Origin of the sequence: Lysinibacillus phoenicis (assembly GCF_047238325.1) — a bacterium.
Lineage (GTDB): Bacteria > Bacillota > Bacilli > Bacillales_A > Planococcaceae > Lysinibacillus > Lysinibacillus irui.
Genome location: NZ_JBDFMP010000002.1, coordinates 3,644,753 through 3,666,641, shown reverse-complemented (window position 1 = coordinate 3,666,641; position 21,889 = coordinate 3,644,753). Strand labels below are relative to the sequence as shown.

The following is a 21,889-nucleotide window of genomic DNA, read 5'->3' as shown; positions in this document are numbered from 1 at the left end:
ATTAATTCTCCTCTTTTTCAATTAATGATTTTCCTGTCATTTCAGTAGGTTGTGACACCTCTAATAATTCTAACATGGTTGGCGCTAAATCGGCTAAAATGCCACCATTTCTTAACACTAAATTTGGTTTTGTCACAATTACAGGAACAGGATTGGTTGTATGAGCTGTCATTGGCTCGCCTGCTAAAGTCAGTACTTCATCAGAGTTACCATGGTCAGCTGTAATAATAGCTGCGCCGCCTCTGGCAAGGAGTGCATCTACTACTTTCCCTAAACATTCATCTACTGCCTCAATGGCTTTAATAGTTGGCTCAAGCATTCCACTATGACCAACCATATCAGGGTTAGCAAAATTAAGAATAATGCCATCAAATCGATCAGCCTCAATCTCTGCAAGCAAGGCTTCTGTCACCTCATAGGCAGACATTTCAGGTTTTAAATCATATGTTGCAACCTTTGGTGATGCAATTAAAATACGTTCTTCACCTGGGAATTTTTCCTCACGGCCACCACTCATAAAGAATGTAACATGTGGATATTTTTCCGTTTCAGCAATACGTAATTGTGTTTTACCATTCGTGGAAAGTACTTCACCAATCGTATTTTTCAGGTTGTCGTTTTCATAAGCAACCTGTGCGTTCACTTCATCACTATAGTGTGTGAAGGACACAAATTTTAAATTTTTTGGATGGTTTGCAGATACCGCAAATCCATCAAATGTTTCATTTGTAAACACTGTGGATAGCTGGATGGCACGATCAGGACGGAAGTTAAAGAAAATAACTGCATCATTATCACGAATCGTTGCTACTGGCTCACCATGCTCTTGAATACTAAATGGAATGACAAATTCATCTGTCACTTCACGTTCATAGGATGCTGCCACACCACTTTTTGCACTTTCTGCTGCTTGGCCAACACCATCTACCAATACATTATACGTAAGTGCAACACGATCCCAACGTTTGTCACGATCCATGGCGTAGTAACGTCCATGGATAGAAGCAAATTGACCAATACCCATTTCTGTCATCTGTTTTTCTGTTTCTTCGATATAGTCTAAGGCTGTTGTAGGACCAACATCTCGACCATCTAAGAAGCCATGTACATAAACGTCCTCTAACCCTTGTTGTTTAGCCAGCTTTAATAACGCAAACATGTGCTCATAATGACTATGCACACCGCCATCTGACAGTAAGCCCATCACATGTAGCTTTGACTGATGTGCTTTTACATGTGCCACTGCATCTATAAATGCTTGATTTGTAAAGAAGTCCCCTTCACGAATGGACTTATTTAAACGTGTTAAGCTTTGATAAACAATACGTCCAGCACCGATATTTAAGTGACCTACCTCGGAATTACCCATCTGACCCTCTGGTAATCCAACTGCCTCTCCCGCTGCTGTTAATGTCGCGTGGGGGAATTGGCTCCAATATCGATCAAAATTAGGCTTGTTAGCCTGTGCTACTGCATTCCCAAATGTTTCATCACGAAATGCAAAGCCATCTAAAATAATTAATGCTACTGGCTTTTTAGGCATTTGCTGCCGCCTCCAATAATGTTAAATAAGATTCTGGTTGTAAGCTTGCTCCACCAACTAAAGCACCATCAATATGTTCTTTTGCTAAAAGCTCCTGAATGTTGTCAGGCTTCACACTGCCACCATATTGAATGCGAACAGCATTCGCCGTTTCAGCATCATACAGCTCTTCGATAACTGCTCGAATGGCTCCACATACTTGATTTGCATCATCTGCAGTAGCAGTTTTACCAGTTCCAATCGCCCAAATCGGTTCATAGGCAATGACCATATGCTCTACTTGCTGTGCTTCAAACCCAGCAAGTGCCGCTTTAATCTGACCTGCCACCTTTTGTTCTGTTGTGCCAGCTTCACGTTCTTCTAGTGTTTCACCACAGCAAATAATTGGTACGATGCTATGTGCGAGTGCCGCTGCTACCTTCTTATTAATAGCATCATCTGTTTCATTGTAGTATTCACGACGTTCTGAATGTCCTAAAATGACATAATCTACTTCTACACTTGCAAGCTGTGCTGGGCTAATTTCACCAGTAAAGGCCCCTTCATTTTCATAGTGCATTGTTTGAGCGCCAATCGCTAATTCTGATTCGCTTGCAACCTGCACAAGTGTAGGTAGGTAAAGAGCTGGTGCGCAAACAACAGCATCTACTTTCTCATTAGAAGGGAGTTTATCCTGCACTGCATCTACAAACTGAATAGCTTCCTCAAATGTTTTAAACATTTTCCAGTTACCTGCAATAATTGGTTTACGCATCATCATGCCTCCGATATGTTTAGTTCGCTTATTTATCGTTTAGTGCTACAATTCCTGGAAGCTCTTTGCCTTCCATTAATTCTAGGGAAGCACCGCCACCTGTAGAAATGTGATCCATTTTGTCCGCCACTTCAAACTTTTCAACAGCAGCTGCTGAATCACCACCACCGATCACTGTATAGCCTGTTGTTGCCGCCATTGCATCGGCAACAGTTTTTGTACCGTTTGCAAATTTATCCATTTCGAAGACACCCATTGGACCATTCCAAATGATTAATTTAGAGTTTTTAATCACTTCTGCATAGTGAGCAGCCGTTTTTGGTCCAATATCTAGACCCATCCAATCAGCTGGAATAGCGTCTACATCAACGATTTGTGTTTCTGCATCTTGTGAGAATTCATTGGCAACGACAGCGTCGATTGGCATATGTAATTGCACGCCTTTTGCTTTTGCTTTTTCAATGAAAGATTTAGCTAGCTCGATTTTATCTTCTTCTAACAAGGATTTACCGATATCGTGCCCTTGTGCCTTGATAAATGTAAATGATAAACCACCACCGATAATTAAGTGATCTACTTTTTCTAATAGGCTTTCAATTACGCCAATTTTATCTTTTACTTTAGCACCACCGATAATTGCAGTAAATGGATGCTCAGGGTTAGATAAAGCTTTTCCTAATACATCTAATTCCTTTTGCATAAGGAAACCAGAGACAGCTGGAATATGCTTAGCAATCCCTTCTGTAGAAGCATGTGCACGGTGAGCTGCACCGAAAGCATCATTGACATAAATATCCGCTAGCTGAGCAAATTGCTGTGCTAATGCTGGATCATTTTTCTCTTCCCCTGCATGGAAGCGAACATTTTCAAGAAGAAGAATGTCTCCATCCTGCATGTTTGCAACGGCTTCTTCCACCGCTTGCCCAATAGATTCGTCAAGCTTCGTAACAGGCTTGCCCATTAATTCAGCTAAGCGAATACCAACAGCTGTTAAACGCATGTCTTCTTTTACATCACCCTTTGGACGACCTAAGTGAGAAGCTAAAATAACTTTAGCACCTTGCTCTACTAAATACTCTATTGTAGGAATAGCTGCACGAATACGTGTTTCGTCGGTAATGGCACCATCTGCCATTGGAACATTAAAATCTACACGTACAAAAACGCGTTTACCCTTTACATCAATATCTTTCATTGTCTTCTTATTTAACATGAAGAAACTCCCTTCAAAGTTTGTTTTAGTTTTACATCCTTGTGTTTTACCCATCTTGGCTCCACACCATGCTTACTAAATTGAAAAGGCATGTTGGTACTTTTTCGATCATCATCTACGAGCATTAATTCCCCAACTTTTGATAATGAACCCTAATACTTGTTTTTATAGTAGCAAAAGTTACTTACTATGTCTTGCAATTCACCATGTATCAATTACGGCTCAGCCATAATTGCGTCCAGATTTTTTTCGAGCTTGTTCGAAAAGCTCCTCTTCAAAATCTGTGACATCCGCTGAGGCTCACCCCCGAATCGAAGAGAACCATTTGCGCATTCATTTCACCATCTATAGTGGGTGCTTTCTGCTGAATCAAGATAAAAAAGGGAGTAAGGGTAAAATCCCTTACTCCCATTACCCTTGTATATTATATCTATTGGATATTATAAAGGCTATACTTTTTGTGCATAAAAAGCCGTAATATGTCACACTTTTTACTCAAAATGTCGAAATATGATACTTATTTATGGTTTAATCCTTGTTCAGCAATGTATAAAGCTAAGTCCATTAAGCGAGTAGAGTAACCAATTTCGTTATCGTACCAAGCTAGTACTTTCACCATTTTATTTTCTAAAACCATTGTTGAAAGACCATCTACTGTAGATGAATGATGGTTACCATTATAATCAATAGAAACTAATGGTAGCTCATTGTAGCCTAAAATGCCTTTTAATTCATTTTCAGAAGCTTCTTTTAATACTTCGTTAATCGATTCTCTTGTTACATCTGCTTTTAGTTCTACAACTAAGTCCACACAAGATACGTTAGGTGTTGGCACACGCATAGAGAAGCCATCTAACTTACCTTTTAATTGTGGTAATACTTTTGAAACAGCTACTGCTGCACCAGTTGTTGTTGGAATCATAGACACCGCACCAGCACGTGCACGACGTGGATCAGAGTGTGGGAAGTCAAGGATACGTTGGTCATTTGTATAAGAGTGAATTGTTGTCATCATACCGCGTTCAATACCAAATTTCTCATCTAACACTTTAGCTACTGGTGCAAGACAGTTTGTTGTACAAGAAGCATTGGAGATCACATCATCAGTTGCTGGGTTATAGTCCTCATGGTTTACACCCATAACAAATGTAGGCATTGCCCCTTTAGCTGGTGCAGATAGAATAGCTTTTTTAGCACCTGCTTCAATGTGCTTTCCTACTTCCTCCATTGAACGGAAACGTCCTGTACATTCAAGAACTACGTCTACACCTAATTCGCCCCATGGTAATTGTGCTGGATCTTTTTCAGCATATACTTTTACGCGTCGACCATTTACTACGAAAGAATCTTCATCTGCATTGACTTCAGCATCATAGATACCGTGTACTGAATCATATTTCAATAAGTGTGCAAGCTGACCAGCATCTGTTAAGTCATTGACAGCCACTACTTCGAATTCATCATGCTTCATTGCCTCACGAAATACTAATCGTCCAATACGTCCAAATCCATTAATCGCTAATTTTAATGCCATTGTTAATTCCTCCAATAATGTGTATTGTCTGTCCCTAATAGTAGGAACATTAAATTTGTTTTATGCTCATTCAAAAAGTGTTCCAACACTTTTTGAGATCGAGTGACATGTTTGATATGATCCCCATCATCGATGGTTATTTTCTAAATTAGCAGCAATTGCTTTTGCAGCTGCTTCATCTGTTATAAAGATTGTTTGCTTTGGCGCCACTTTAAAATAAGAAAGCATGGCATTGACTTTTTGTTTTCCTGCAGCCACTGCAATGACTTGCTGACTGTTTTGAACCTGCTCAAGTTGAATACCAATCGTGCGGATACGATGCACGATTTCTCCTTCAGCATTAAAGTAATAGCCAAATGCCTCACTGACAGCGCCTTTTTCCTCTAAAATTCGCAAATCCTCAGGAGATGAATTACGACGAATGGCCATTTCCTCTGCTGAGCCGATCCCATGAATGACACAATCTGCTTGATCATAAAATGCCATCATTTCTGTTACCATCGGCTCTGTCAACATCGCTTGATAAGCCTGCTCACTTAAATGCTCTGGTAAGAATAAAGTGCGGTACTGTGTTTCCATTTGCATAGCAAAGGTTGCAACAAGTGTATTGGCCTGCATTTGCATTTCATGTCCAATTCCTCCCCGTGCAGCAACAAAAGTTATCTTCTTTTGAAGATCCACAGGATGCAAAAATTGTGCAAGAGAGGCAACGGATTTCCCACCAGTGACAGCTACTATTTGCCCATCAAAAGCTGAGGACATAAATTGAAGTGCTGCTTCTTTGCCAAGCAAGGATAGGATTGTATCGTCTTCATTATAGTCACCAGGAACAACGACAACACGATGGATACCGAAATGTTGTTCGAGCTTTTTAGCAAGCTGAGTTAAACCAGACCATTCATAAACAATAGCTCTTAGTTTCTCAATAACAATTTCTCCATCTTCTGTACATACCATACCCGACTTTTGCGAATCTATTAACCCTTGTTCACGTAAAATATCTGTTTCTTTACGAATTTCTCTTTCTGTCATTTTCAATGAATCAGCAAGTGTGCGTCGTCCGATTGGCTGCATAAGTTGAACGGCTTGCAAAATTCGATACCTTGATTGCAGAAGCGGATACATTTCAGGAAGTAGCCTTTGCTGCGCCTCTGGAACAGTTAACATATTTATCTACTCCCTTATCAATAGTTGTGGGTTATTTTTCATCCCACTATATTATTTTGTGTCCCACTTATGATTTTATTATAATATGCATTTTTTTAAAGCGCAAGTAATTGTCTAGTTTTGGATGAAAAAAAGTCCCATAGCCAATAAAAACGGCTACGAGACTTTGGGGAACTTATTTTGTGAAAGATAAAATTGCGTTTTTCTTAAATCCTTCTAAAGCTTTTGTTGCTTCATTTTTATTTGTAAATTCAAAAATTCGAACATCCTTTTTCTCAAAAACTGTAATAACCCACATTGTAAAATCTCCCTTCACATCATCCATTTTTGTAATATAACAACCACTAAAACCTGTGATACATTTGATTAACTGTTTTATAACAACTTCTTACTTGATACCTATTCTACTCCGATTTTCATGAAAAGAAAGTCTAATGTGAAGGTCTTCACAAACTGTTCAATTTCAAAACGCTTTCATTGAACAATTTGTGAATTGTGTGAATTACAGCTAACATTCTAGTCATTTTTACCGTTAATAACTCTTTATACGTTTGGTAACTTAACTGCCTAATTGCTCCATTAACGTGGCATAATCTAAATGACCATACTGGATGACAACACCATCTTTTTCAACTACGGGAATCATTAGCATATATTTTTCATGTATGAAATCATCCTGTTCAATATCGATCATATCAATTTCGAATGGAACATCTTCCTGAACAAGCTTTAATGTTTGCAACCCCTCTACACATAATGGACAATTGGCTCGACTAAAAAATTTTACAATCATGAATAGCACCTCCCACTCTATTATAAACAAAAGTGTGATAAAGAAATGCTTCTATTCATTGATGGCTTTTGATGGAACAGGTTTAGATTCTTTTTGCTTAACCGTCGTATTTTTGCCCACAATGACTGAAAGTACGACAATCATTGCTACAACGACTGTAAATGATGTGATAGATTCATTTAAAAAAAGAGTTGCAAAAAGGATCATTAAAAATGGCTGTACATATTGAATTTGACTCACTCTTGCAATGCCTCCCATAGCCATTCCGCCATACCAAGCAACATATGCTAAAAACTGGCTGACAACGGCTAAGTAGAACAGGCTAAGCCATGCTGTTGCAGGGGCCTGTAGCATATCTGCTGTAAAGCTTAAAAAAACTGGAATGATAAAAAAAGGACCTGCTATTAGAATGGCCCATGCAATAACTTGCCAACTACCTAGTTCCTTGGATAATTGTCCTCCTTCCGCATAGCTAAGACCTAGTATTAGCACTGCCGCTAATAGGGCTAAATCCGCCATATGTAATTGCCCTAAGCCTAGATAGCTAGCATAGATGATGACTGCTATCGCCCCAATGACACTTGATAGCCAAAATTTTAATGAGGGTCGTTCACCTGCTCGAAAGATAGCAAAACCTGCAGTTGCTAAAGGTAATAATGCTAATTCTACTGCGCCATGAGATACAGGCAAACTGGTCATCGCCCAAGAAGTAAGCAACGGAAATCCTAACACCGCTCCAAAGGAGACAATCATTAAGCTCTTAAATTGCCTTGCAGAAGGTAGCCTTTCTTTTCTTACAAGCAACACAATGGCTACAATAATCCCAGCGATTACTGCTCTCCCCAACCCAACGATTGTAGTACCAAAATACGGTACCGCTATACTTGTTGCAGGTAATGTTAAACTAAAGCAAATTACTCCAACAACACCTAACAACAAGCCTATTTTTTCCTTTCTTTTATCCGGCATAATTCTCATCCTTCCATTTTTCTCCCTATCTGTCCCTGGTATAATCAATAGTAAGAGGTACTACATCAAAAATAAACAGAATTTTCTAGCAACTGTCCTGGTACAGATAAGGGGGGAAACGAATTGGAGGCTAAATATTTGGGGATTATCGAGGACATAAAAGATAAGATGGCAAACGGCTTACTCACTACAGGTAGTAAGCTCCCTTCTGTTCGACAATTAGCTGAGCAATTTTCCTGTAGTAAAAATACAGTAATCAGAGCGTACAATGAGCTGGAAAAGGAACATTTTATTTTTTCCATTCCAAAAAGCGGTTACTATGTTGTGAATAAATTAGAGCAGCCAACCACATCACAATATGTCGTTGATTTTTTGTCTGCAGGTCCAGACAAAACGATTATGCCTTATATTGAATTTCAGCATTGTATCAATCAAGCCATCGATATCTATAAGGAAGAATTATTTAGTTATAGTGACCAACAAGGCCTTTACTCTCTTCGTGTTCAAATAACGAAGTATTTACAAAGCTTGCAGGTCTTTACCGATCCTGATCGCTTATTTATCGTTTCAGGCTCTCAGCAAGCCTTACATTTATTAGTGTCCATGCCATTTCCGAATGGCAAAAGTAATATATTAATTGAACAGCCTACCTATTTCGGTTTTATAGAATCTGTTCACCTACATCAGGCTACTACCTTTGGGATTGATTTGACGATGGAGGGTATTGATTTAGAGCGACTCGAATATATTTTTCGCAATAATGATATCAAGTTTTTCTATATAGTGCCGAGATTCCAAAATCCTCTCGGTCATAGCTATACAAATGCTGAAAAAAGAAAAATTGTAGAACTAGCAGAAAAATATGATGTTTATATTGTGGAGGATGATTTTTTAGGAGATTTGGATCCAGACTCTAAATCGGATCCATTGTTCGCTTATAATCCTTCTGGCAGAATTATTTATATTAAAAGCTTTTCAAAGGTGTTTCTCCCTGGCCTCAGAGTTGCTACTGTCGTACTCCCAACTATAATGATGAATCATTTCTTGCGTTATAAATTTAGTGCAGATTTCAATAGCGCTGTTCTCTCACAGGGTGCCTTAGATATTTATTTAAAAAGTGGTATGTTTAATAGCCATATTAAAACGATAAAAGCACTTTATGTAGGAAAAATGAAGGCTTTACAGGAGGCTTGCGAATCATTACTTCCAAGTCATACTAACTTCACGAAACCTGTATCAGGCTTTTATCTGTCAATCGTTCTTCCTGACAATGTGAGTGCTAAGCAGACAGTGCACCTATTAAAAAATAAAAATATTTTCATGGATGATGCTTCTAGAATGTTTTTACCAGAATTTAAAAGGGATAATCTGATTCGTTTAAGTATCTCTCAAGTGGATGAGCAATTCATTCATCACGGCATTGAGGAACTAGCTCAATGTATTTCTTCATTAGAACGTAAGAAGCCTTACCCAAATACCATTCACCTACTATAATCAACAAAAGGCATCGAGTGCGAGCAAGCTACACATCAATGCCTTTCGTTTTTCATGTTATTTTAAGTGACTGTCGAAGAATTTCACCATAGCATTATAGAATTCAATTCTATTTTCTTCATTCGCAAAGCCATGTCCTTCATTATCCTTAAGCATATACTCTACGTCGACACCTCTAGCACGTAAAGCTTCTACAATTTGATCAGATTCTGCTTTATTGACACGTGGATCATTTGCGCCTTGAGCGACAAATAAAGGTGTTTTAATTTTATCCGCATGGAAGATAGGTGAAACAGCTGTTAATAATTCTTTGTCTTTTTCTGGGTGACCTACTCGTTCATAAAACATGTCACGCATAGTTTCCCAGTATGGCGGGATGGTATTTAATAATGTGAAAATGTTAGAAACGCCTACATAGTCAACCGCTGCAGCATATAAATCAGGTGTATACGTAATACCAGCTAGTGTTGCATAACCACCAAAGGATGCACCATAAATACCAATGCGTTCTGGATCTGCAATACCTTGATCAATAGCCCATTGTACGCCATCTGTAATATCATCTTGAATTTTTAGACCCCATTGCTTATTACCAGCTTGAAGGAACTCCTTCCCATAGCCAGTTGACGAACGGAAATTCACTTGTAGTACTGCATAGCCACGGTTTGCTAATAATTGTACTTCTGGGTTAAAGCCCCACATATCACGAGCCCATGGTCCACCGTGTGGATTCACGATAAGAGGGAGATTTTTTGCCTCTTTATTTTTCGGCAAAGTTAAATAACCGTTAATTATTAAGCCGTCTCGACTCTTATATGAAATTGGATGCATTTCAGCAAGCTCCTCTGGGTTTAACCAAGGGCTTAGAGTGGCCAATTCTTTTAATTCGTCCGTAGTGGAATCATAATAATAATATTGTCCATAAACGGTATCACTAGAAACACTAACAATAAATTTTGTCATCTCTTTATTGTAATCATTAATACCTAATTCACTTTCAGGCACACCAAGTTTGTTTTGGATTTTACGGAATAATTTTTCAAAATCCTCGTCAAAGAATTGATAATTTGTTTTATCAGTAATATATGCACCATATAACAATTTATCTTGATCTGCATTATATAGTATACCTGAGACGTCTACTTCATCATTTGACATGATAACTTCTTCTTTACCTTTTAAATCATATTTTACTACTTCTACCTTATCCCGACCTTTATTCGATGTTGCGTAAATGTATTGATTGTCTTTCGAGAAAGCTACTGGCATTACTTCATCTCCAGCCTCAACTTCAATAAATGGTCTAAATTCATCCTTTTCAGAATCTCGATAAAGAATTGTGCCTGCCACACCGTCTGAAGCAACGGCAACACGCACATTACCGTTTCGATCTGCTAACCAGCTTGTAATATTGCCAGGGTTTTTTGCAACATGAGTCGTTTCCCCTGTTTTTACATTGAGCTTGTACACATCAAAAACAGTGGCATCCTCTTTATTCATCATGATCAATATTTCATCTTTCACACCCTGTAGACCACTTAAAATTCCAACTGTTACGTTTGGATACGGAGTTAAATCTTTTTCCTCTGACCCATTAAATGTTGTAGAATAAATATGGAAGTTTTCATCTCCTCCTTTATCCTTTAAATAAAGTAAAGTATCATCTTTCCAGAAAAAACCTGCAATATCACGATCTTTTGAGCTTGAGACACGTATCGGCTCACTATCATCATTCATTTTTTTCACGAACACATTAGAACGACTCTCCCATGCAGAGGCAAACGTAATGTAATTTCCATCTGGTGAAAGTTCATAACCGAAATTCCCAGGATTTTTCATGAAATCCTCTACAGAAATTTCCTTTACTCCTTCATTATTAGAACCATTCTTTATCTGATTTGCATTGTTTAAAATTTTTACTGCATCTTGTTTAGAAATAAATTCAGTACTTACCACACCATTAAATAAACCAAGTTTATTCGCCTTTTCTAAATACTCAGCAAGTGATGCTTCTTTCTCTTCTTTATTTATAGCCCTTACTAAAATACGAGCAACCTCATCACGTTTTATCATCGAACTTAAATCTGTTAGCTCTCCAGCCTTTACCCATTGCCCAATAATCTGTTGGCGCATTGGTTCTGATCCGTGCTGGAATGTTAAAGCTGTTACAGCTAAATTCAAAAATTCCTGTGCTGAAATGCGTTCCTCCTGTGCTACCACGACACTGTTCGTTTCATCTGCAGCACGTACTTCTTGTAGTGTGGTAGGAATGACCACAGATGTTGTTAATATTATCGCTAATGATGCAGATAAAAATCTTTTTTTCAAAATGATTCCTCCTTATATCAGTTTACGTTATACCGATTGTCGATATACCCAAATTATACCAATAATGTAATTAATGTCAATGAATAAGGTCACTAAATATATCCATAAGGAAAGCGAACTAATATGATTAGTTCGCTAATACAGACAGATTAGAATTTTCTGCTTGCTCCTCCTCCTGCAGAAGATCCTCCACCAAAGCCTCCAAAGCCTCCACCACTCGATCGACCTCCACCAAAGCTTCCTGGAAAACCACCAAAGCCCCCAGCTCTTGGACCACCACCGCCTTTTGAAAAGAACGAATAAATGATGAGGACAACAATTATGATTAAGATGATTAACCAAACAGGCATATCTTCACCCTCGTTAGCTCCTACAGGTACTTCACCATTCCAATTATACTCTTCCGCAACAGTGCGAAATACTTCAGCATATGTAGCTTGGAAGGCTTGATCAATGTTTCCCTCACTCGCAGATGGGTAAAATGCATGATCTAAAATACGTCCTAGCTTACCATCTGGTAATGGTCCCTCTAGTCCCTGACCAACAGCTATTACCACATCATTATTGCCTTCACCCTGACCAAAAGTGGCTAGTATTAGGACACCATTATTTTTTTCTTTGTCACCTATTCCCCATGAGCGAATCATTTTGGTTGCATACATCTTTGGCTCTTGCCCGCTGAGACTATCCACTGTGACAACCATAATCTCAGCACCCGTGCCTTGATCTAACTGCTCTGAATAATGATTTAATTGTTCTTTGACATTTGCAGATAAAACATTGGCAAAATCATGGATATACGTATTTTTCATTGGTGATGGCATAGCTGCTTTCGTCATATTCGTACAAAAAAGAAGCACCGAGCAAACGATGGTAATCTGTACAATATAACGTTTCATTAGTGTGTACCTGATGATTGACTAAAATCGATTGATGGCGCCTTGTCAGCCCCTGCGGCCACTTTAAAGTATTCTTTTTGCTCGAATCCAAACATCCCTGCAACTAAATTACCCGGGAAACGTTTAACATGCTTATTAAATTGCTGTACCTCATTGTTATAATCCTCGCGTGCTACAGCTAGACGATTTTCTGTGCCTGCTAATTCATCCATTAACTGACGGAAATTTGCATCAGCCTTTAAATTAGGGTAATTTTCCACTACTACAAGTAATCTGCTTAGTGCGCCAGTTAAAGCATCATTTGCCACAGCTTGCTCCTGCGGTGAATTAGCACTCCCCATTTGCGCACGTGCTTCCGTTATACTTGTTATGACTTCTTGTTCATGATTGGCATAACCTTTTACAGATTCTACTAAATTGGGGATTAAATCAAAACGGCGTTGGAGCTGATTCTCAACTTGAGCCCATTTTGAATCAACATTTTCCTCTGCCGACACCAGGCTATTATATTTAGGAATGAATAATAAAGCGATTACCACAAAAATAATAACAATGACAGCAATAGGTCCGAACGATTTTTTCAAATTTTAATGCCTCCTCAACTACCTTTTCCTTCTGTCATTAGTCTACATTTTTGCTTTTACATTTATACCGTATGAAATGGAATGGACTCGACATACTAAATACTGCAACAAAATATCTTTGAGGAGGCGTTTTTTTTGTCACAATCGTTTTATAACGAATCATCAAATCAAACAAATTTCAATCAACAACATAGCCTAAATCATGGTGGCCATGAAATGATGGACATACATGAAACGATCGGCGAAATTATTGCTGGTATGAACCAAGCCATTATTTTACGCCCACATGTAAAGGATCCAGAGCTACTAAGCATTTTGGATCGCCAATATAACTTCACTCTAGGTATGTACAATACAATTGTGGAGTCCTTTAAAACTGGACATGATCCATCTGTGCCAACAGGGCGTTATCAAATGGAGACAGGTAATGACTTTAAATACGGCTTAAATGCTGGTCAACCTAAAAAGCCAATGCAAAATGCCAATGAAATAAATGATGAAGCCATTTCTGGTTTCTTACTTGGTGCTCAAAAAGGGGCAGCTAAATGTATGACTACTGCGGCGATGGAGACAACAAACCCTGTTGTTCGTCGTGTTGTTGCTGATAGTATTCCAAACTGCATCGAAATGGCTTACGAATTATCGATTTACCAAAATATGCATGGCTATTATCAGGTGCCTCAGTACTCTGAACAGGATATGCAAACGATGCTTAATGCATACGACACAACATCTAATCCCCTTCATTAAAAAACAGTCCATGGTGTAATTCACCATGGACTGTCTTTTTAATTATAGAACTTTCCCTAAAAATGCCTTCGTACGTTCGTTTTGCGGATTGCCGAACAATTCATCCGGAGAGCCTTCTTCTACGATAAAGCCTCCATCCATAAAGACAACTCGATCGCCCACTTCACGAGCAAACCCCATTTCATGGGTAACAACAACCATTGTCATCCCTTCAGCAGCTAGATTTTTCATTACATCTAGCACCTCTTTTACCATTTCTGGATCAAGTGCGGAAGTAGGCTCGTCAAATAGAATGGCTTTGGGCTTCATTGCTAAGGCACGTGCAATGGCTACACGCTGCTGCTGACCACCTGAAAGCTGCTCAGGATAATTATAAGCCTTGCTGTCGAGTCCAACCTTTTTCAATAGCTCATGTCCAAGTGCTTCAGCATCTGGACGACTCATTTTACGAATTTGCATAGGTGCCATCGTTACATTATCGAGAACTGTCATATGAGGGAATAAGTTAAATTGTTGAAACACCATGCCAACTTCAGCTCGAATCTCATTGATATTCGTTTTAGGATCATTTATTTTTACGTTTTCAATATAAATAGCACCATCTGTCACTTCTTCAAGCATATTGATGCAGCGTAAAAATGTACTTTTCCCTGAACCAGATGGTCCAATGACACAGACAACCTGTTTCTCTTGAATTTCATAATCGATTCCTTTTAATACTTCAAGCTTGCCAAAATATTTGTGTAGGTTCTCAATTTTTATCATCTTGCTTCCCGCCCTTCTGCTTTACGAGGGACATAACTATTGCTAAAACGTTTCTCGATAAATGCGACAATCTTCGTTACACCATATGTTAAAACTAAGTATAGTAATGCAGCAACGATGTACGGTTCCCAGAAGCGGAAACTTGCACCCGCTACTACTTTACTAGCATATAAAATATCTGGTGCTGCAATAACTGTTACTAATGATGAATCTTTTAATAATGCAATGAATTCATTCCCTAACGGTGGAATCATGCGTCTAAATGCTTGCGGTAAAATGACCTTTCGCATCGCCTGGTTATGCGTTAAACCAAGAGAACGAGCTGCCTCCATTTGCCCTTTTGCAATACTTTGAATACCTGCACGGAAGATTTCCGCATTGTAAGCTGCACAGTTTAAAATTAGTGCTGTAATCCCTGAAACCATATAGCCTAAAGAATGACCAAAGATTGTTGGAATCACTGCTAAGTGTATTAACAAAATTTGCACAAGCATTGGTGTTCCACGGAATAAATCGATATATAGTTTAGATGGCCAATAAATCCATTTTTTACTCGATAATTTTCCTAGGCCCAAAAATAGACCTAATAGAATACCTCCAAAATAACCACTAAGTGTCAAAATAAGTGTTACGCCAATACCTCGTATAAACATATCTCGGTAGTTCCAGACAATGTCCCAGCGTAGGTCAAAGATGTCCATCCGAAAACCCCATTCCCCTTTAAAGTTACGAAAATTAAATGAGCCGCCAGCACAGTAGCTGTGCTAGTGGCATCACCCTACTCATTTATTACTGAAAATCCGTACCTGTAATTTCTTTTAATTTTCCGTTTTCTTTAATCTTTTTAAGACCTTCATTCAATTTATCTAATAGCTCTTTATTCCCCTTTTGAACCATAAAGCCATAGTATTCTTTTTCGAATGCATCATCTTCAATTACTTTTAGTTTTTGATCTGGATGAGCTTTAATATATTCATAAACTACTGCATTATCTCCAATAGCTGCATCAACGTTTCCATTTAACATCTCTTGAATAGCGATTGGCTGACTTTCAAAAGCCATAATATTTGTACTTGCTTCACCTTGTAACTTTTTCGCTGCCATATGACCAGTAGCATTAATTTGAACGGATACCTTTTTATCTTTTAGTTCTTCTAATGACTTAATCTTTGAATCTTCTTTCACAACGATTAGTAATTGAGATTCATAGTATGGTTCTGTAAAATCAAATGATTCTTTACGCTCTTCCGTGATTGTGATCCCAGAAGCACCGATATCTGTTTCGCCATTTTTAATTGTTTGGAAAACAGGCTCCCAACCAATATTATTCCATTCAACCTCAAAATCCATTTCATCCGCAATAGCTTGTAAAATATCGACATCAATCCCAACAATTTTCCCTGAATCGTCAACAGATTCAAATGGTGCAAAAGTAGCCTCTGTACCTACTTTATATACTTTCTTCCCATCTCCGCCATCTTCTGAAGGTGTACTACCTGAGGATGCATCATCTTTTGTTCCGCAACCTGCAAGTGCTAATGTTAAAGCTGCTATCATCATCAATAACATCCATCCTGTTTTTTTCATTGTTTTTCCCCCTGTTTCGATAATATTCCGAAATGCGTATTATTTTTCGCAATTCGGAAATGTTAGACTATTAGGTCAATTATATTAACATTATAGTAATTAGACAACAACTTTTCACATAAAACTAAATATTTTTTCATATAAATTTATATTAAATGCATATAATTAGATAAAATATGTATAAATAACAAGAAATCAAACCTAAAACTAATATATATACAATATAAACGATGCCAATTTTCGATAAATTTTGGCAAAAAAAAAGAATCCCCTCAGAAAGGATTCTTTTTTTGACTATGACTAGTCCACGTACAGTATGTTCACTAAAAAATAATTTGGAGTTGTTGCTTTTTTGAAGGTTTGAAAGGAACAAATAGGGGAATAATGCCAACTAGGACAGTATTCCCTTACTTTTTCCTCTCTATCTCCACTAAGCAGGCTGCTAAACTACTTATTAGGAGACGAGCTATAACAAGTATATCTATAATCAGTAAAATGGCGCCCTCGGAGGGAATCGAACCCCCAGTGCAAGAACCGGAATCTTACGTGTTATCCATTACACCACGAGGGCAAAAGCACAAAAAAAAAGTACTCACTCTAGGCTTACGAAAAGCATGATGTAGATAATCCTCATTTTTGAAGCATACCTGCAAAATAGTGTCCTGTACTTTAAACTTATAACCTTAACTATTATACAAACGTATCTCACAAAATACAACCATAGAATGCAAAAACAATATATTTTTTTTAATTTCACTTTAGCAGGGTTAATATTTGACCTTCCCTGACTATAATGTGTATGATAAGGATACAGCTGAAATAACAATGGAAATTTCAGCAAAGGTATTCGAATTTAGTTTTTTAAGGAGGATTTAACATGAATTTAATTCCTACAGTTATTGAACAAACAAGTCGTGGTGAACGTGCATACGATATTTACTCACGTCTGCTTAAAGACCGTATTATCCTTTTAGGAAGTGCTATTGATGACAATGTAGCTAACTCTATTGTCGCACAGCTTCTTTTCCTACAAGCAGAAGATCCAGATAAAGATATCTCTCTTTACATCAATTCACCAGGTGGATCTATTACGGCTGGTATGGCTATCTACGACACAATGCAAATTATTAAGCCACAGGTTCAAACCATTTGTATTGGTATGGCTGCGTCAATGGGAGCATTCTTACTTGCTGCTGGGGAACCTGGTAAACGTTTTGCATTACCAAATGCTGAAGTCATGATTCACCAACCACTAGGTGGTGCACAAGGTCAAGCGACGGAAATTGAAATTGCTGCTAAACGTATTTTATTCTTACGTGAAAAATTAAACGGCATTTTATCTGAACGCACTGGTCAACCACTTGAAGTCATTGCAAGAGACACAGATCGTGATAACTTCATGACTGCTGAGCGAGCTAAAGAATACGGTTTAATTGACCATATTATGCATCGTAGCGATAATAAATAAAAAACAGAAGGCATCACAGATTTGCTCTGTGATGCCTTTATTGTGTTGAAAAATAATTTTTTTTGTGAAAGGTGATAATGTTCTCCCTACTCATTTTAAGCGTTACTCTTAGAGGATCAACGTCACAAATGAGATAAGGAGCGAACGTAATGAGTGAAGCGGCTCATCGGACGCCTCTGGGGAAAGGACGCGGGCGGAACGGAACATTTATTCAACAACATGAAGGCACCACAGAATTGCTCTGTGGTGCCTTTATGTTCGATAATATTACAAATGTTTAATCTTCTTTTTCGATAAGTGTTGCCAATGCTGTAACCGCTTGCTCGGCATCGTTACCTTCACTGCTTAAAGTAACTTCGGTACCTTTAGCGACAGCTAGACTCATGACACCCATAATGGATTTTGCATTTACTTTTTTCTCATCTTTTTCTAGAAAGATATCAGCACTAAAACGATTTGCTTCTTGCACAAATAGTGCTGCTTGTCTAGCTTGTAGTCCTAATTTTAATTTGACCTGGACTCTTCTCTCAATCATTCTCAAAACTCCCCTTCACTACCGTTCATCTATTAGTTTTATCTTACCTTACTTACTAGCAAAAGAACAATAAGCGATTACGCATGACATTCATACCTGAAAAGTATGAAAACTTAACCACCTATTTTTTCACCGCGTCTTAATGCTTCCGCAATTTCGTCAATTTTTCTTAATCGATGGTTAACGCCTGATTTACTAACCGTTCCACTGGAAACCATTTCACCAAGCTCTTTTAACGTAACATCTTGGTATTCTACACGTAGACGTGCTATTTCACGAAGCTTCTCTGGCAGTTGATCAAGGCCAATCGAATTTTCAATAAATCGAATATTCTCCACTTGCCGTAATGCTGCACCTATGGTCTTATTTAAATTGGCTGTTTCACAGTTTACAATACGGTTGACACTATTGCGCATATCTCGCAATATCCGAACATCTTCAAACTTCATCATAGCCTGGTGGGCACCAACAATATTAAGGAAATCTGAAATTTTTTCTGCTTCCTTTAAATACGTCACAAAACCTTTTTTCCGTTCAATTGTTTTAGCATTGAGCTCAAATTCATTCATTAAATCCATTAATGCTTCACCATGCTCTTTATATAAAGAATATATCTCTAAATGATAGGCTGATGTTTCTGGATTATTGACAGAACCTCCTGCTAAAAATGCACCTCTTAAATACGCTCTTTTTTGTCCACTCTTTTTAATGAGCTCTCTTGAGATTGTATGATTAAATTGAAAGTCGTCTGAGATGATTTCTAAATCAATTAACAGCTCACGTGCACCTTCTCTTACACGGCATATATACACATTATTTTTTTTAAGTCGCATTTTCTTGCGAACTAGTAATTCCACATTGTATGGATATAACTTTTTCATAATCGTATATAATCTTCTAGCTATTGCAGCGTTTTCAGTTTGCACGTCTAAGCTTAGTTGTTTATTTGCAAAGGATAATGAACCATTCATACGAATTAGGGCAGAAACTTCTGCTTTCATACAATGATTGTCCGCTTCTATTTGCGTCAGTTCTTTTTTTGTTTCAGAAGCAAAAGACATATCACGCCCCCCTTTCAATCATATTTCTATGTATATGTTATCTTACCATATACAATAAACGTATTATGTTTCTATAATCGGTCTATTTACCTTTTGATGGTAAATATCAGCGTAATCTACTAGCCATTCTGCAACATTTGCAGCATTATGTCGAACAGTTCCATCCTGCCTAATAGTCGCAATGTCACGTTTAATTACCTCTAAACCCATACTTTCAAGCTTTGCCACATCAAATGTTACTGGTTCAGCTCTTTCTTCTTTATACAGTTCTTTTACTGGAATTGGGAGTTCTTCATCATTTACTAAAATCGAATCAATAAAATCGTTGCCAACATGCTTATGTATGGCTGCTACATGATCGCCTGCTGTATAAGAAATGGTTTCACCTTTTTGCGTCATTAAATTACAAACATATATTTTTCTTCCTTTTGCTTTCACTACAGCTTCACCAATCTCCTTCACAAGCAAATTGGGAATGATACTTGTATACAAGCTTCCAGGACCGATTAAAATATAGTCTGCACGATGTATGGCACGAATAGCTTCTGGTAACGGTTGCACATTTTCAGGTACTAAAAAAACGCGATTAATGCGCTTTGTTGCTGTTGGTATTTTGGATTCTCCTTCGATAATTGAACCATCCTCTAGCACAGCATGTAGGTTTATTTTTTTATTTGCAGCTGGTATAACGCGACCATGAACTTTTAAAACCTTTCCCATTTCACTTATAGCATGGCTGAAATCGCCTGTAATATCAGTAAGAGCTGTAAGCATTAAGTTTCCCAAAGAATGTCCTCGTAAATCCTCTGATGCTGAAAAACGGTACTGAAACATTTGCTCAACAAGTGGCTCAATATCTGATAATGCTGCAATGACATTGCGAACATCACCAGGTGGTGGAATATCGTAGTCATCACGTAAACGGCCAGAAGAACCACCATCATCTGCCACTGTTACAATAGCAGTAATATCAAATGGATGATGCTTAAGCCCGCGCAGTAACGTAGAAAGTCCTGTGCCACCACCTATTACCACAAGCTTTGTTTGCTTTTTCCCCATTCACTCATTCCTTTCTACGATTAATATCACGATGCGTAATAACCGTATTTTCCTTGCCTGCAAAATAGGCACCAAAAAATTCTGCTAACGTCACTGAGCGATGCTGCCCCCCAGTACAACCGAAAGCAATGACAAGTTGAGATTTACCTTCTTGTCGATAAAGAGGAATCATAAAGTCTAATAAATCCGTTAGTTTTTGGATGAGTATTTGTGTATCTTCCAAAGCTAAAACATAAGAGGATACCTCTGTTTGAAGACCCGTTTTAGGACGCAGTTCCTCCACATAATATGGATTTTTAAGAAAACGCACATCGAATACTAAATCAGCATCAATGGGCATACCATGCTTAAAGCCAAAGGACATGATGTTAACAGTAAAAATAGTATCTGCATCACTAGCAAATTCTTTGACAATTCTTTCGCGCAGTTGCTTTGGCTTCATGTTAGATGTGTTATAAACGAAATTAGCACGGCCTTTTACTTCAGATAAGAGTGCACGTTCATGTTTGATTCCATCTAATGGTAAACCATTTACTGCTAATGGATGGGCACGCCTTGTTTCTTTATAGCGTCTGACTAATGTGGCATCGTCTGCATCTAAAAATAAAATACGAGCTACAATATCGCCTTCTTTTAGTATATGGTCTAATGCGCCAATTAGAGCATCAAAAAAATCGCCACCACGCATATCCATTACCGCCGCGATACGCGTACTATTTTTACCAGAATCTCTTAGCAGAGTTAAAAAAGTTGTAAGTAACGCAGGTGGTAAATTATCAATACAGTAATACCCTAAATCCTCAAAGCTTTGAATAGCCACGGTCTTTCCAGCTCCAGACATTCCTGTAATAATAACCAATTCATGTGTACTTTGTTGGCTTTCAACCACCACTGTCATGCAACTCCTTTATTGTTCTTTTGATATTTGTATTTTCTGATGAAGTAATTCAAAATTCGTTGTATAGTCAAACGTGCCATATTGAATACCTGTTTGTGAAACGGCAAATTGTAAATTAGTTCGATCTCCTTCAGCCATTGGCAAATGTGCTAAATCCTCAACTGGGTGCCATGCAAGCTTGCCTTCTCTCGTTTCTTCAAATGGTATACCTTCTACATCCTTTGCAACAAATGTATAGAGCATCCATTCGTCCACAACATCATTGTTTTCTTTAATGATCATTGTATAAACACCCTTTAAATGAACATTCAAAGGTGTAACATTTGTCTCTTCTTGAAACTCACGGACAGCAGCCTCAAAGATAGACTCACCGCTCTCCATTTTGCCTCCTGGAGCAACATACCAGCCTCGTCTTGGTTTCTGAAGTAATAATACTTTACCGTCTTTTACGGCAATTAAATTTGCAATTCTTTGCATAGGCACACCTC

General features: G+C 38.0%; 23 protein-coding genes and 1 tRNA gene. 4 read left to right on the top strand and 20 right to left on the bottom strand.

Annotated elements, in window-relative coordinates; translation table 11 throughout:
- Nucleotide 1: 1 nt before the first annotated feature.
- The 8 genes from gpmI to ABC382_RS19805 form a co-directional block, all read right to left on the bottom strand.
- A complete protein-coding gene (gene gpmI, locus ABC382_RS19840; RefSeq protein WP_322611116.1) occupies nt 2-1,543 on the bottom strand; it encodes a 2,3-bisphosphoglycerate-independent phosphoglycerate mutase in 1,542 nt (513 codons plus the stop codon).
- Nucleotides 1,536-2,297 carry a triose-phosphate isomerase gene (gene tpiA, locus ABC382_RS19835; protein ID WP_313471691.1) on the bottom strand — a complete coding sequence of 254 codons (762 nt, stop codon included), beginning with the start codon at nt 2,295-2,297 and terminating at the stop codon, nt 1,536-1,538. Before tpiA ends, gpmI begins: the two co-directional genes overlap by 8 nt.
- Before the next feature lie 28 nt (nt 2,298-2,325).
- Nucleotides 2,326-3,510: a phosphoglycerate kinase gene (locus tag ABC382_RS19830; protein WP_312506000.1), complete on the bottom strand. Its 1,185-nt coding sequence runs from the start codon at nt 3,508-3,510 to the stop codon at nt 2,326-2,328.
- A 517-nt stretch (nt 3,511-4,027) separates the two neighbouring features.
- Nucleotides 4,028-5,044, bottom strand: a complete 1,017-nt coding sequence (gene gap, locus ABC382_RS19825) for a type I glyceraldehyde-3-phosphate dehydrogenase (protein ID WP_312506004.1) — start codon at nt 5,042-5,044, stop codon at nt 4,028-4,030.
- 126 nt (nt 5,045-5,170) lie between these two features.
- On the bottom strand, nt 5,171-6,211 hold the full coding sequence (locus ABC382_RS19820) for a sugar-binding transcriptional regulator (protein WP_274794374.1): 1,041 nt from the start codon (nt 6,209-6,211) through the stop codon (nt 5,171-5,173).
- Between the two features lie 175 nt (nt 6,212-6,386).
- Nucleotides 6,387-6,509, bottom strand: a complete 123-nt coding sequence (locus tag ABC382_RS19815) for a hypothetical protein (RefSeq protein WP_255250346.1) — start codon at nt 6,507-6,509, stop codon at nt 6,387-6,389.
- 261 nt (nt 6,510-6,770) lie between these two features.
- The gene (locus ABC382_RS19810; RefSeq protein ID WP_274794375.1) at nt 6,771-7,004 is read right to left on the bottom strand and encodes a glutaredoxin family protein; all 234 of its coding nucleotides are present in this window, start codon (nt 7,002-7,004) and stop codon (nt 6,771-6,773) included.
- A 51-nt stretch (nt 7,005-7,055) separates the two neighbouring features.
- Nucleotides 7,056-7,973: a DMT family transporter gene (locus tag ABC382_RS19805; protein WP_312506009.1), complete on the bottom strand. Its 918-nt coding sequence runs from the start codon at nt 7,971-7,973 to the stop codon at nt 7,056-7,058.
- Between the two features lie 123 nt (nt 7,974-8,096).
- Here ABC382_RS19805 and ABC382_RS19800 point away from each other — a divergent pair, with 123 nt between their 5' ends.
- Nucleotides 8,097-9,467, top strand: coding sequence for an aminotransferase-like domain-containing protein (locus ABC382_RS19800; protein WP_312506011.1), 1,371 nt, complete (start codon nt 8,097-8,099; stop codon nt 9,465-9,467).
- A gap of 57 nt (nt 9,468-9,524) precedes the next feature.
- Here the strand turns inward: ABC382_RS19800 and ABC382_RS19795 are convergent, their stop codons facing one another.
- The 3 genes from ABC382_RS19795 to ABC382_RS19785 form a co-directional block, all read right to left on the bottom strand.
- Entirely contained in the window at nt 9,525-11,795 is a 2,271-nt protein-coding gene (locus ABC382_RS19795; protein ID WP_274794377.1) for a S9 family peptidase, read from the bottom strand.
- 149 nt (nt 11,796-11,944) lie between these two features.
- Nucleotides 11,945-12,694, bottom strand: a complete 750-nt coding sequence (locus ABC382_RS19790) for a TPM domain-containing protein (RefSeq protein WP_322611117.1) — start codon at nt 12,692-12,694, stop codon at nt 11,945-11,947.
- On the bottom strand, nt 12,694-13,278 hold the full coding sequence (locus ABC382_RS19785; RefSeq protein ID WP_322611118.1) for a LemA family protein: 585 nt from the start codon (nt 13,276-13,278) through the stop codon (nt 12,694-12,696). The genes ABC382_RS19790 and ABC382_RS19785 overlap by 1 nt, the downstream gene beginning before the upstream one ends.
- Before the next feature lie 135 nt (nt 13,279-13,413).
- Between ABC382_RS19785 and ABC382_RS19780 the strand changes: the two genes are divergently transcribed.
- The gene (locus ABC382_RS19780) at nt 13,414-14,028 is read left to right on the top strand and encodes a spore coat protein (RefSeq protein WP_313469928.1); all 615 of its coding nucleotides are present in this window, start codon (nt 13,414-13,416) and stop codon (nt 14,026-14,028) included.
- A gap of 42 nt (nt 14,029-14,070) precedes the next feature.
- Here the strand turns inward: ABC382_RS19780 and ABC382_RS19775 are convergent, their stop codons facing one another.
- From ABC382_RS19775 to ABC382_RS19760, 4 genes are all read right to left on the bottom strand, one after another.
- Nucleotides 14,071-14,793: an amino acid ABC transporter ATP-binding protein gene (locus ABC382_RS19775; RefSeq protein ID WP_274794381.1), complete on the bottom strand. Its 723-nt coding sequence runs from the start codon at nt 14,791-14,793 to the stop codon at nt 14,071-14,073.
- On the bottom strand, nt 14,790-15,494 hold the full coding sequence (locus ABC382_RS19770; protein WP_274794382.1) for an amino acid ABC transporter permease: 705 nt from the start codon (nt 15,492-15,494) through the stop codon (nt 14,790-14,792). The genes ABC382_RS19775 and ABC382_RS19770 overlap by 4 nt, the downstream gene beginning before the upstream one ends.
- Before the next feature lie 88 nt (nt 15,495-15,582).
- Nucleotides 15,583-16,380 (bottom strand): basic amino acid ABC transporter substrate-binding protein, encoded by a 798-nt coding sequence (locus ABC382_RS19765; RefSeq protein ID WP_274794383.1) that lies wholly within the window; start codon nt 16,378-16,380, stop codon nt 15,583-15,585.
- Nucleotides 16,381-16,876: 496 nt separating this feature from the next.
- Nucleotides 16,877-16,951: transfer RNA gene (locus ABC382_RS19760), tRNA-Arg, on the bottom strand.
- Between the two features lie 306 nt (nt 16,952-17,257).
- Here ABC382_RS19760 and clpP point away from each other — a divergent pair.
- A complete protein-coding gene (clpP, locus tag ABC382_RS19755; protein ID WP_004228025.1) occupies nt 17,258-17,848 on the top strand; it encodes an ATP-dependent Clp endopeptidase proteolytic subunit ClpP in 591 nt (196 codons plus the stop codon).
- Nucleotides 17,849-17,997: 149 nt separating this feature from the next.
- A complete protein-coding gene (locus ABC382_RS19750; RefSeq protein WP_313469932.1) occupies nt 17,998-18,129 on the top strand; it encodes a hypothetical protein in 132 nt (43 codons plus the stop codon).
- On the opposite strand, the gene ABC382_RS19745 is transcribed toward ABC382_RS19750, so the two are convergent.
- The 5 genes from ABC382_RS19745 to ABC382_RS19725 form a co-directional block, all read right to left on the bottom strand.
- A complete protein-coding gene (locus tag ABC382_RS19745) occupies nt 18,126-18,383 on the bottom strand; it encodes an HPr family phosphocarrier protein (RefSeq protein WP_274794385.1) in 258 nt (85 codons plus the stop codon). The genes ABC382_RS19750 and ABC382_RS19745 overlap by 4 nt on opposite strands.
- Before the next feature lie 113 nt (nt 18,384-18,496).
- Complete coding sequence (gene whiA, locus ABC382_RS19740) at nt 18,497-19,444, bottom strand: DNA-binding protein WhiA (protein WP_274794386.1); 948 nt, start codon at nt 19,442-19,444, stop codon at nt 18,497-18,499.
- Between the two features lie 63 nt (nt 19,445-19,507).
- A complete protein-coding gene (locus tag ABC382_RS19735) occupies nt 19,508-20,503 on the bottom strand; it encodes a gluconeogenesis factor YvcK family protein (protein ID WP_274794387.1) in 996 nt (331 codons plus the stop codon).
- 4 nt (nt 20,504-20,507) lie between these two features.
- Nucleotides 20,508-21,401, bottom strand: a complete 894-nt coding sequence (rapZ, locus tag ABC382_RS19730) for an RNase adapter RapZ (RefSeq protein WP_274794388.1) — start codon at nt 21,399-21,401, stop codon at nt 20,508-20,510.
- 9 nt (nt 21,402-21,410) lie between these two features.
- On the bottom strand, nt 21,411-21,878 hold the full coding sequence (locus ABC382_RS19725) for an NUDIX hydrolase (RefSeq protein WP_274794389.1): 468 nt from the start codon (nt 21,876-21,878) through the stop codon (nt 21,411-21,413).
- Nucleotides 21,879-21,889: the final 11 nt, after the last annotated feature.

What these genes read in the sequence shown, in the direction of transcription:
- clpP (WP_004228025.1), top strand. Translation starts at nt 17,258, where the DNA reads ATGAATTTAATTCCTACAGTTATTGAACAAACAAGTCGTGGTGAACGT.
- ABC382_RS19770 (WP_274794382.1), bottom strand. Translation starts at nt 15,494, where the DNA reads ATGGACATCTTTGACCTACGCTGGGACATTGTCTGGAACTACCGAGAT.
- gap (WP_312506004.1), bottom strand. Translation starts at nt 5,044, where the DNA reads ATGGCATTAAAATTAGCGATTAATGGATTTGGACGTATTGGACGATTA.
- ABC382_RS19830 (WP_312506000.1), bottom strand. Translation starts at nt 3,510, where the DNA reads ATGTTAAATAAGAAGACAATGAAAGATATTGATGTAAAGGGTAAACGC.
- rapZ (WP_274794388.1), bottom strand. Translation starts at nt 21,401, where the DNA reads ATGACAGTGGTGGTTGAAAGCCAACAAAGTACACATGAATTGGTTATT.
- ABC382_RS19765 (WP_274794383.1), bottom strand. Translation starts at nt 16,380, where the DNA reads ATGAAAAAAACAGGATGGATGTTATTGATGATGATAGCAGCTTTAACA.
- ABC382_RS19750 (WP_313469932.1), top strand. Translation starts at nt 17,998, where the DNA reads ATGAGTGAAGCGGCTCATCGGACGCCTCTGGGGAAAGGACGCGGGCGG.
- ABC382_RS19745 (WP_274794385.1), bottom strand. Translation starts at nt 18,383, where the DNA reads ATGATTGAGAGAAGAGTCCAGGTCAAATTAAAATTAGGACTACAAGCT.
- whiA (WP_274794386.1), bottom strand. Translation starts at nt 19,444, where the DNA reads ATGTCTTTTGCTTCTGAAACAAAAAAAGAACTGACGCAAATAGAAGCG.
- tpiA (WP_313471691.1), bottom strand. Translation starts at nt 2,297, where the DNA reads ATGCGTAAACCAATTATTGCAGGTAACTGGAAAATGTTTAAAACATTT.
- ABC382_RS19725 (WP_274794389.1), bottom strand. Translation starts at nt 21,878, where the DNA reads ATGCAAAGAATTGCAAATTTAATTGCCGTAAAAGACGGTAAAGTATTA.
- ABC382_RS19815 (WP_255250346.1), bottom strand. Translation starts at nt 6,509, where the DNA reads ATGTGGGTTATTACAGTTTTTGAGAAAAAGGATGTTCGAATTTTTGAA.
- gpmI (WP_322611116.1), bottom strand. Translation starts at nt 1,543, where the DNA reads ATGCCTAAAAAGCCAGTAGCATTAATTATTTTAGATGGCTTTGCATTT.
- ABC382_RS19775 (WP_274794381.1), bottom strand. Translation starts at nt 14,793, where the DNA reads ATGATAAAAATTGAGAACCTACACAAATATTTTGGCAAGCTTGAAGTA.
- ABC382_RS19810 (WP_274794375.1), bottom strand. Translation starts at nt 7,004, where the DNA reads ATGATTGTAAAATTTTTTAGTCGAGCCAATTGTCCATTATGTGTAGAG.
- ABC382_RS19805 (WP_312506009.1), bottom strand. Translation starts at nt 7,973, where the DNA reads ATGCCGGATAAAAGAAAGGAAAAAATAGGCTTGTTGTTAGGTGTTGTT.
- ABC382_RS19790 (WP_322611117.1), bottom strand. Translation starts at nt 12,694, where the DNA reads ATGAAACGTTATATTGTACAGATTACCATCGTTTGCTCGGTGCTTCTT.
- ABC382_RS19735 (WP_274794387.1), bottom strand. Translation starts at nt 20,503, where the DNA reads ATGGGGAAAAAGCAAACAAAGCTTGTGGTAATAGGTGGTGGCACAGGA.
- ABC382_RS19820 (WP_274794374.1), bottom strand. Translation starts at nt 6,211, where the DNA reads ATGTTAACTGTTCCAGAGGCGCAGCAAAGGCTACTTCCTGAAATGTAT.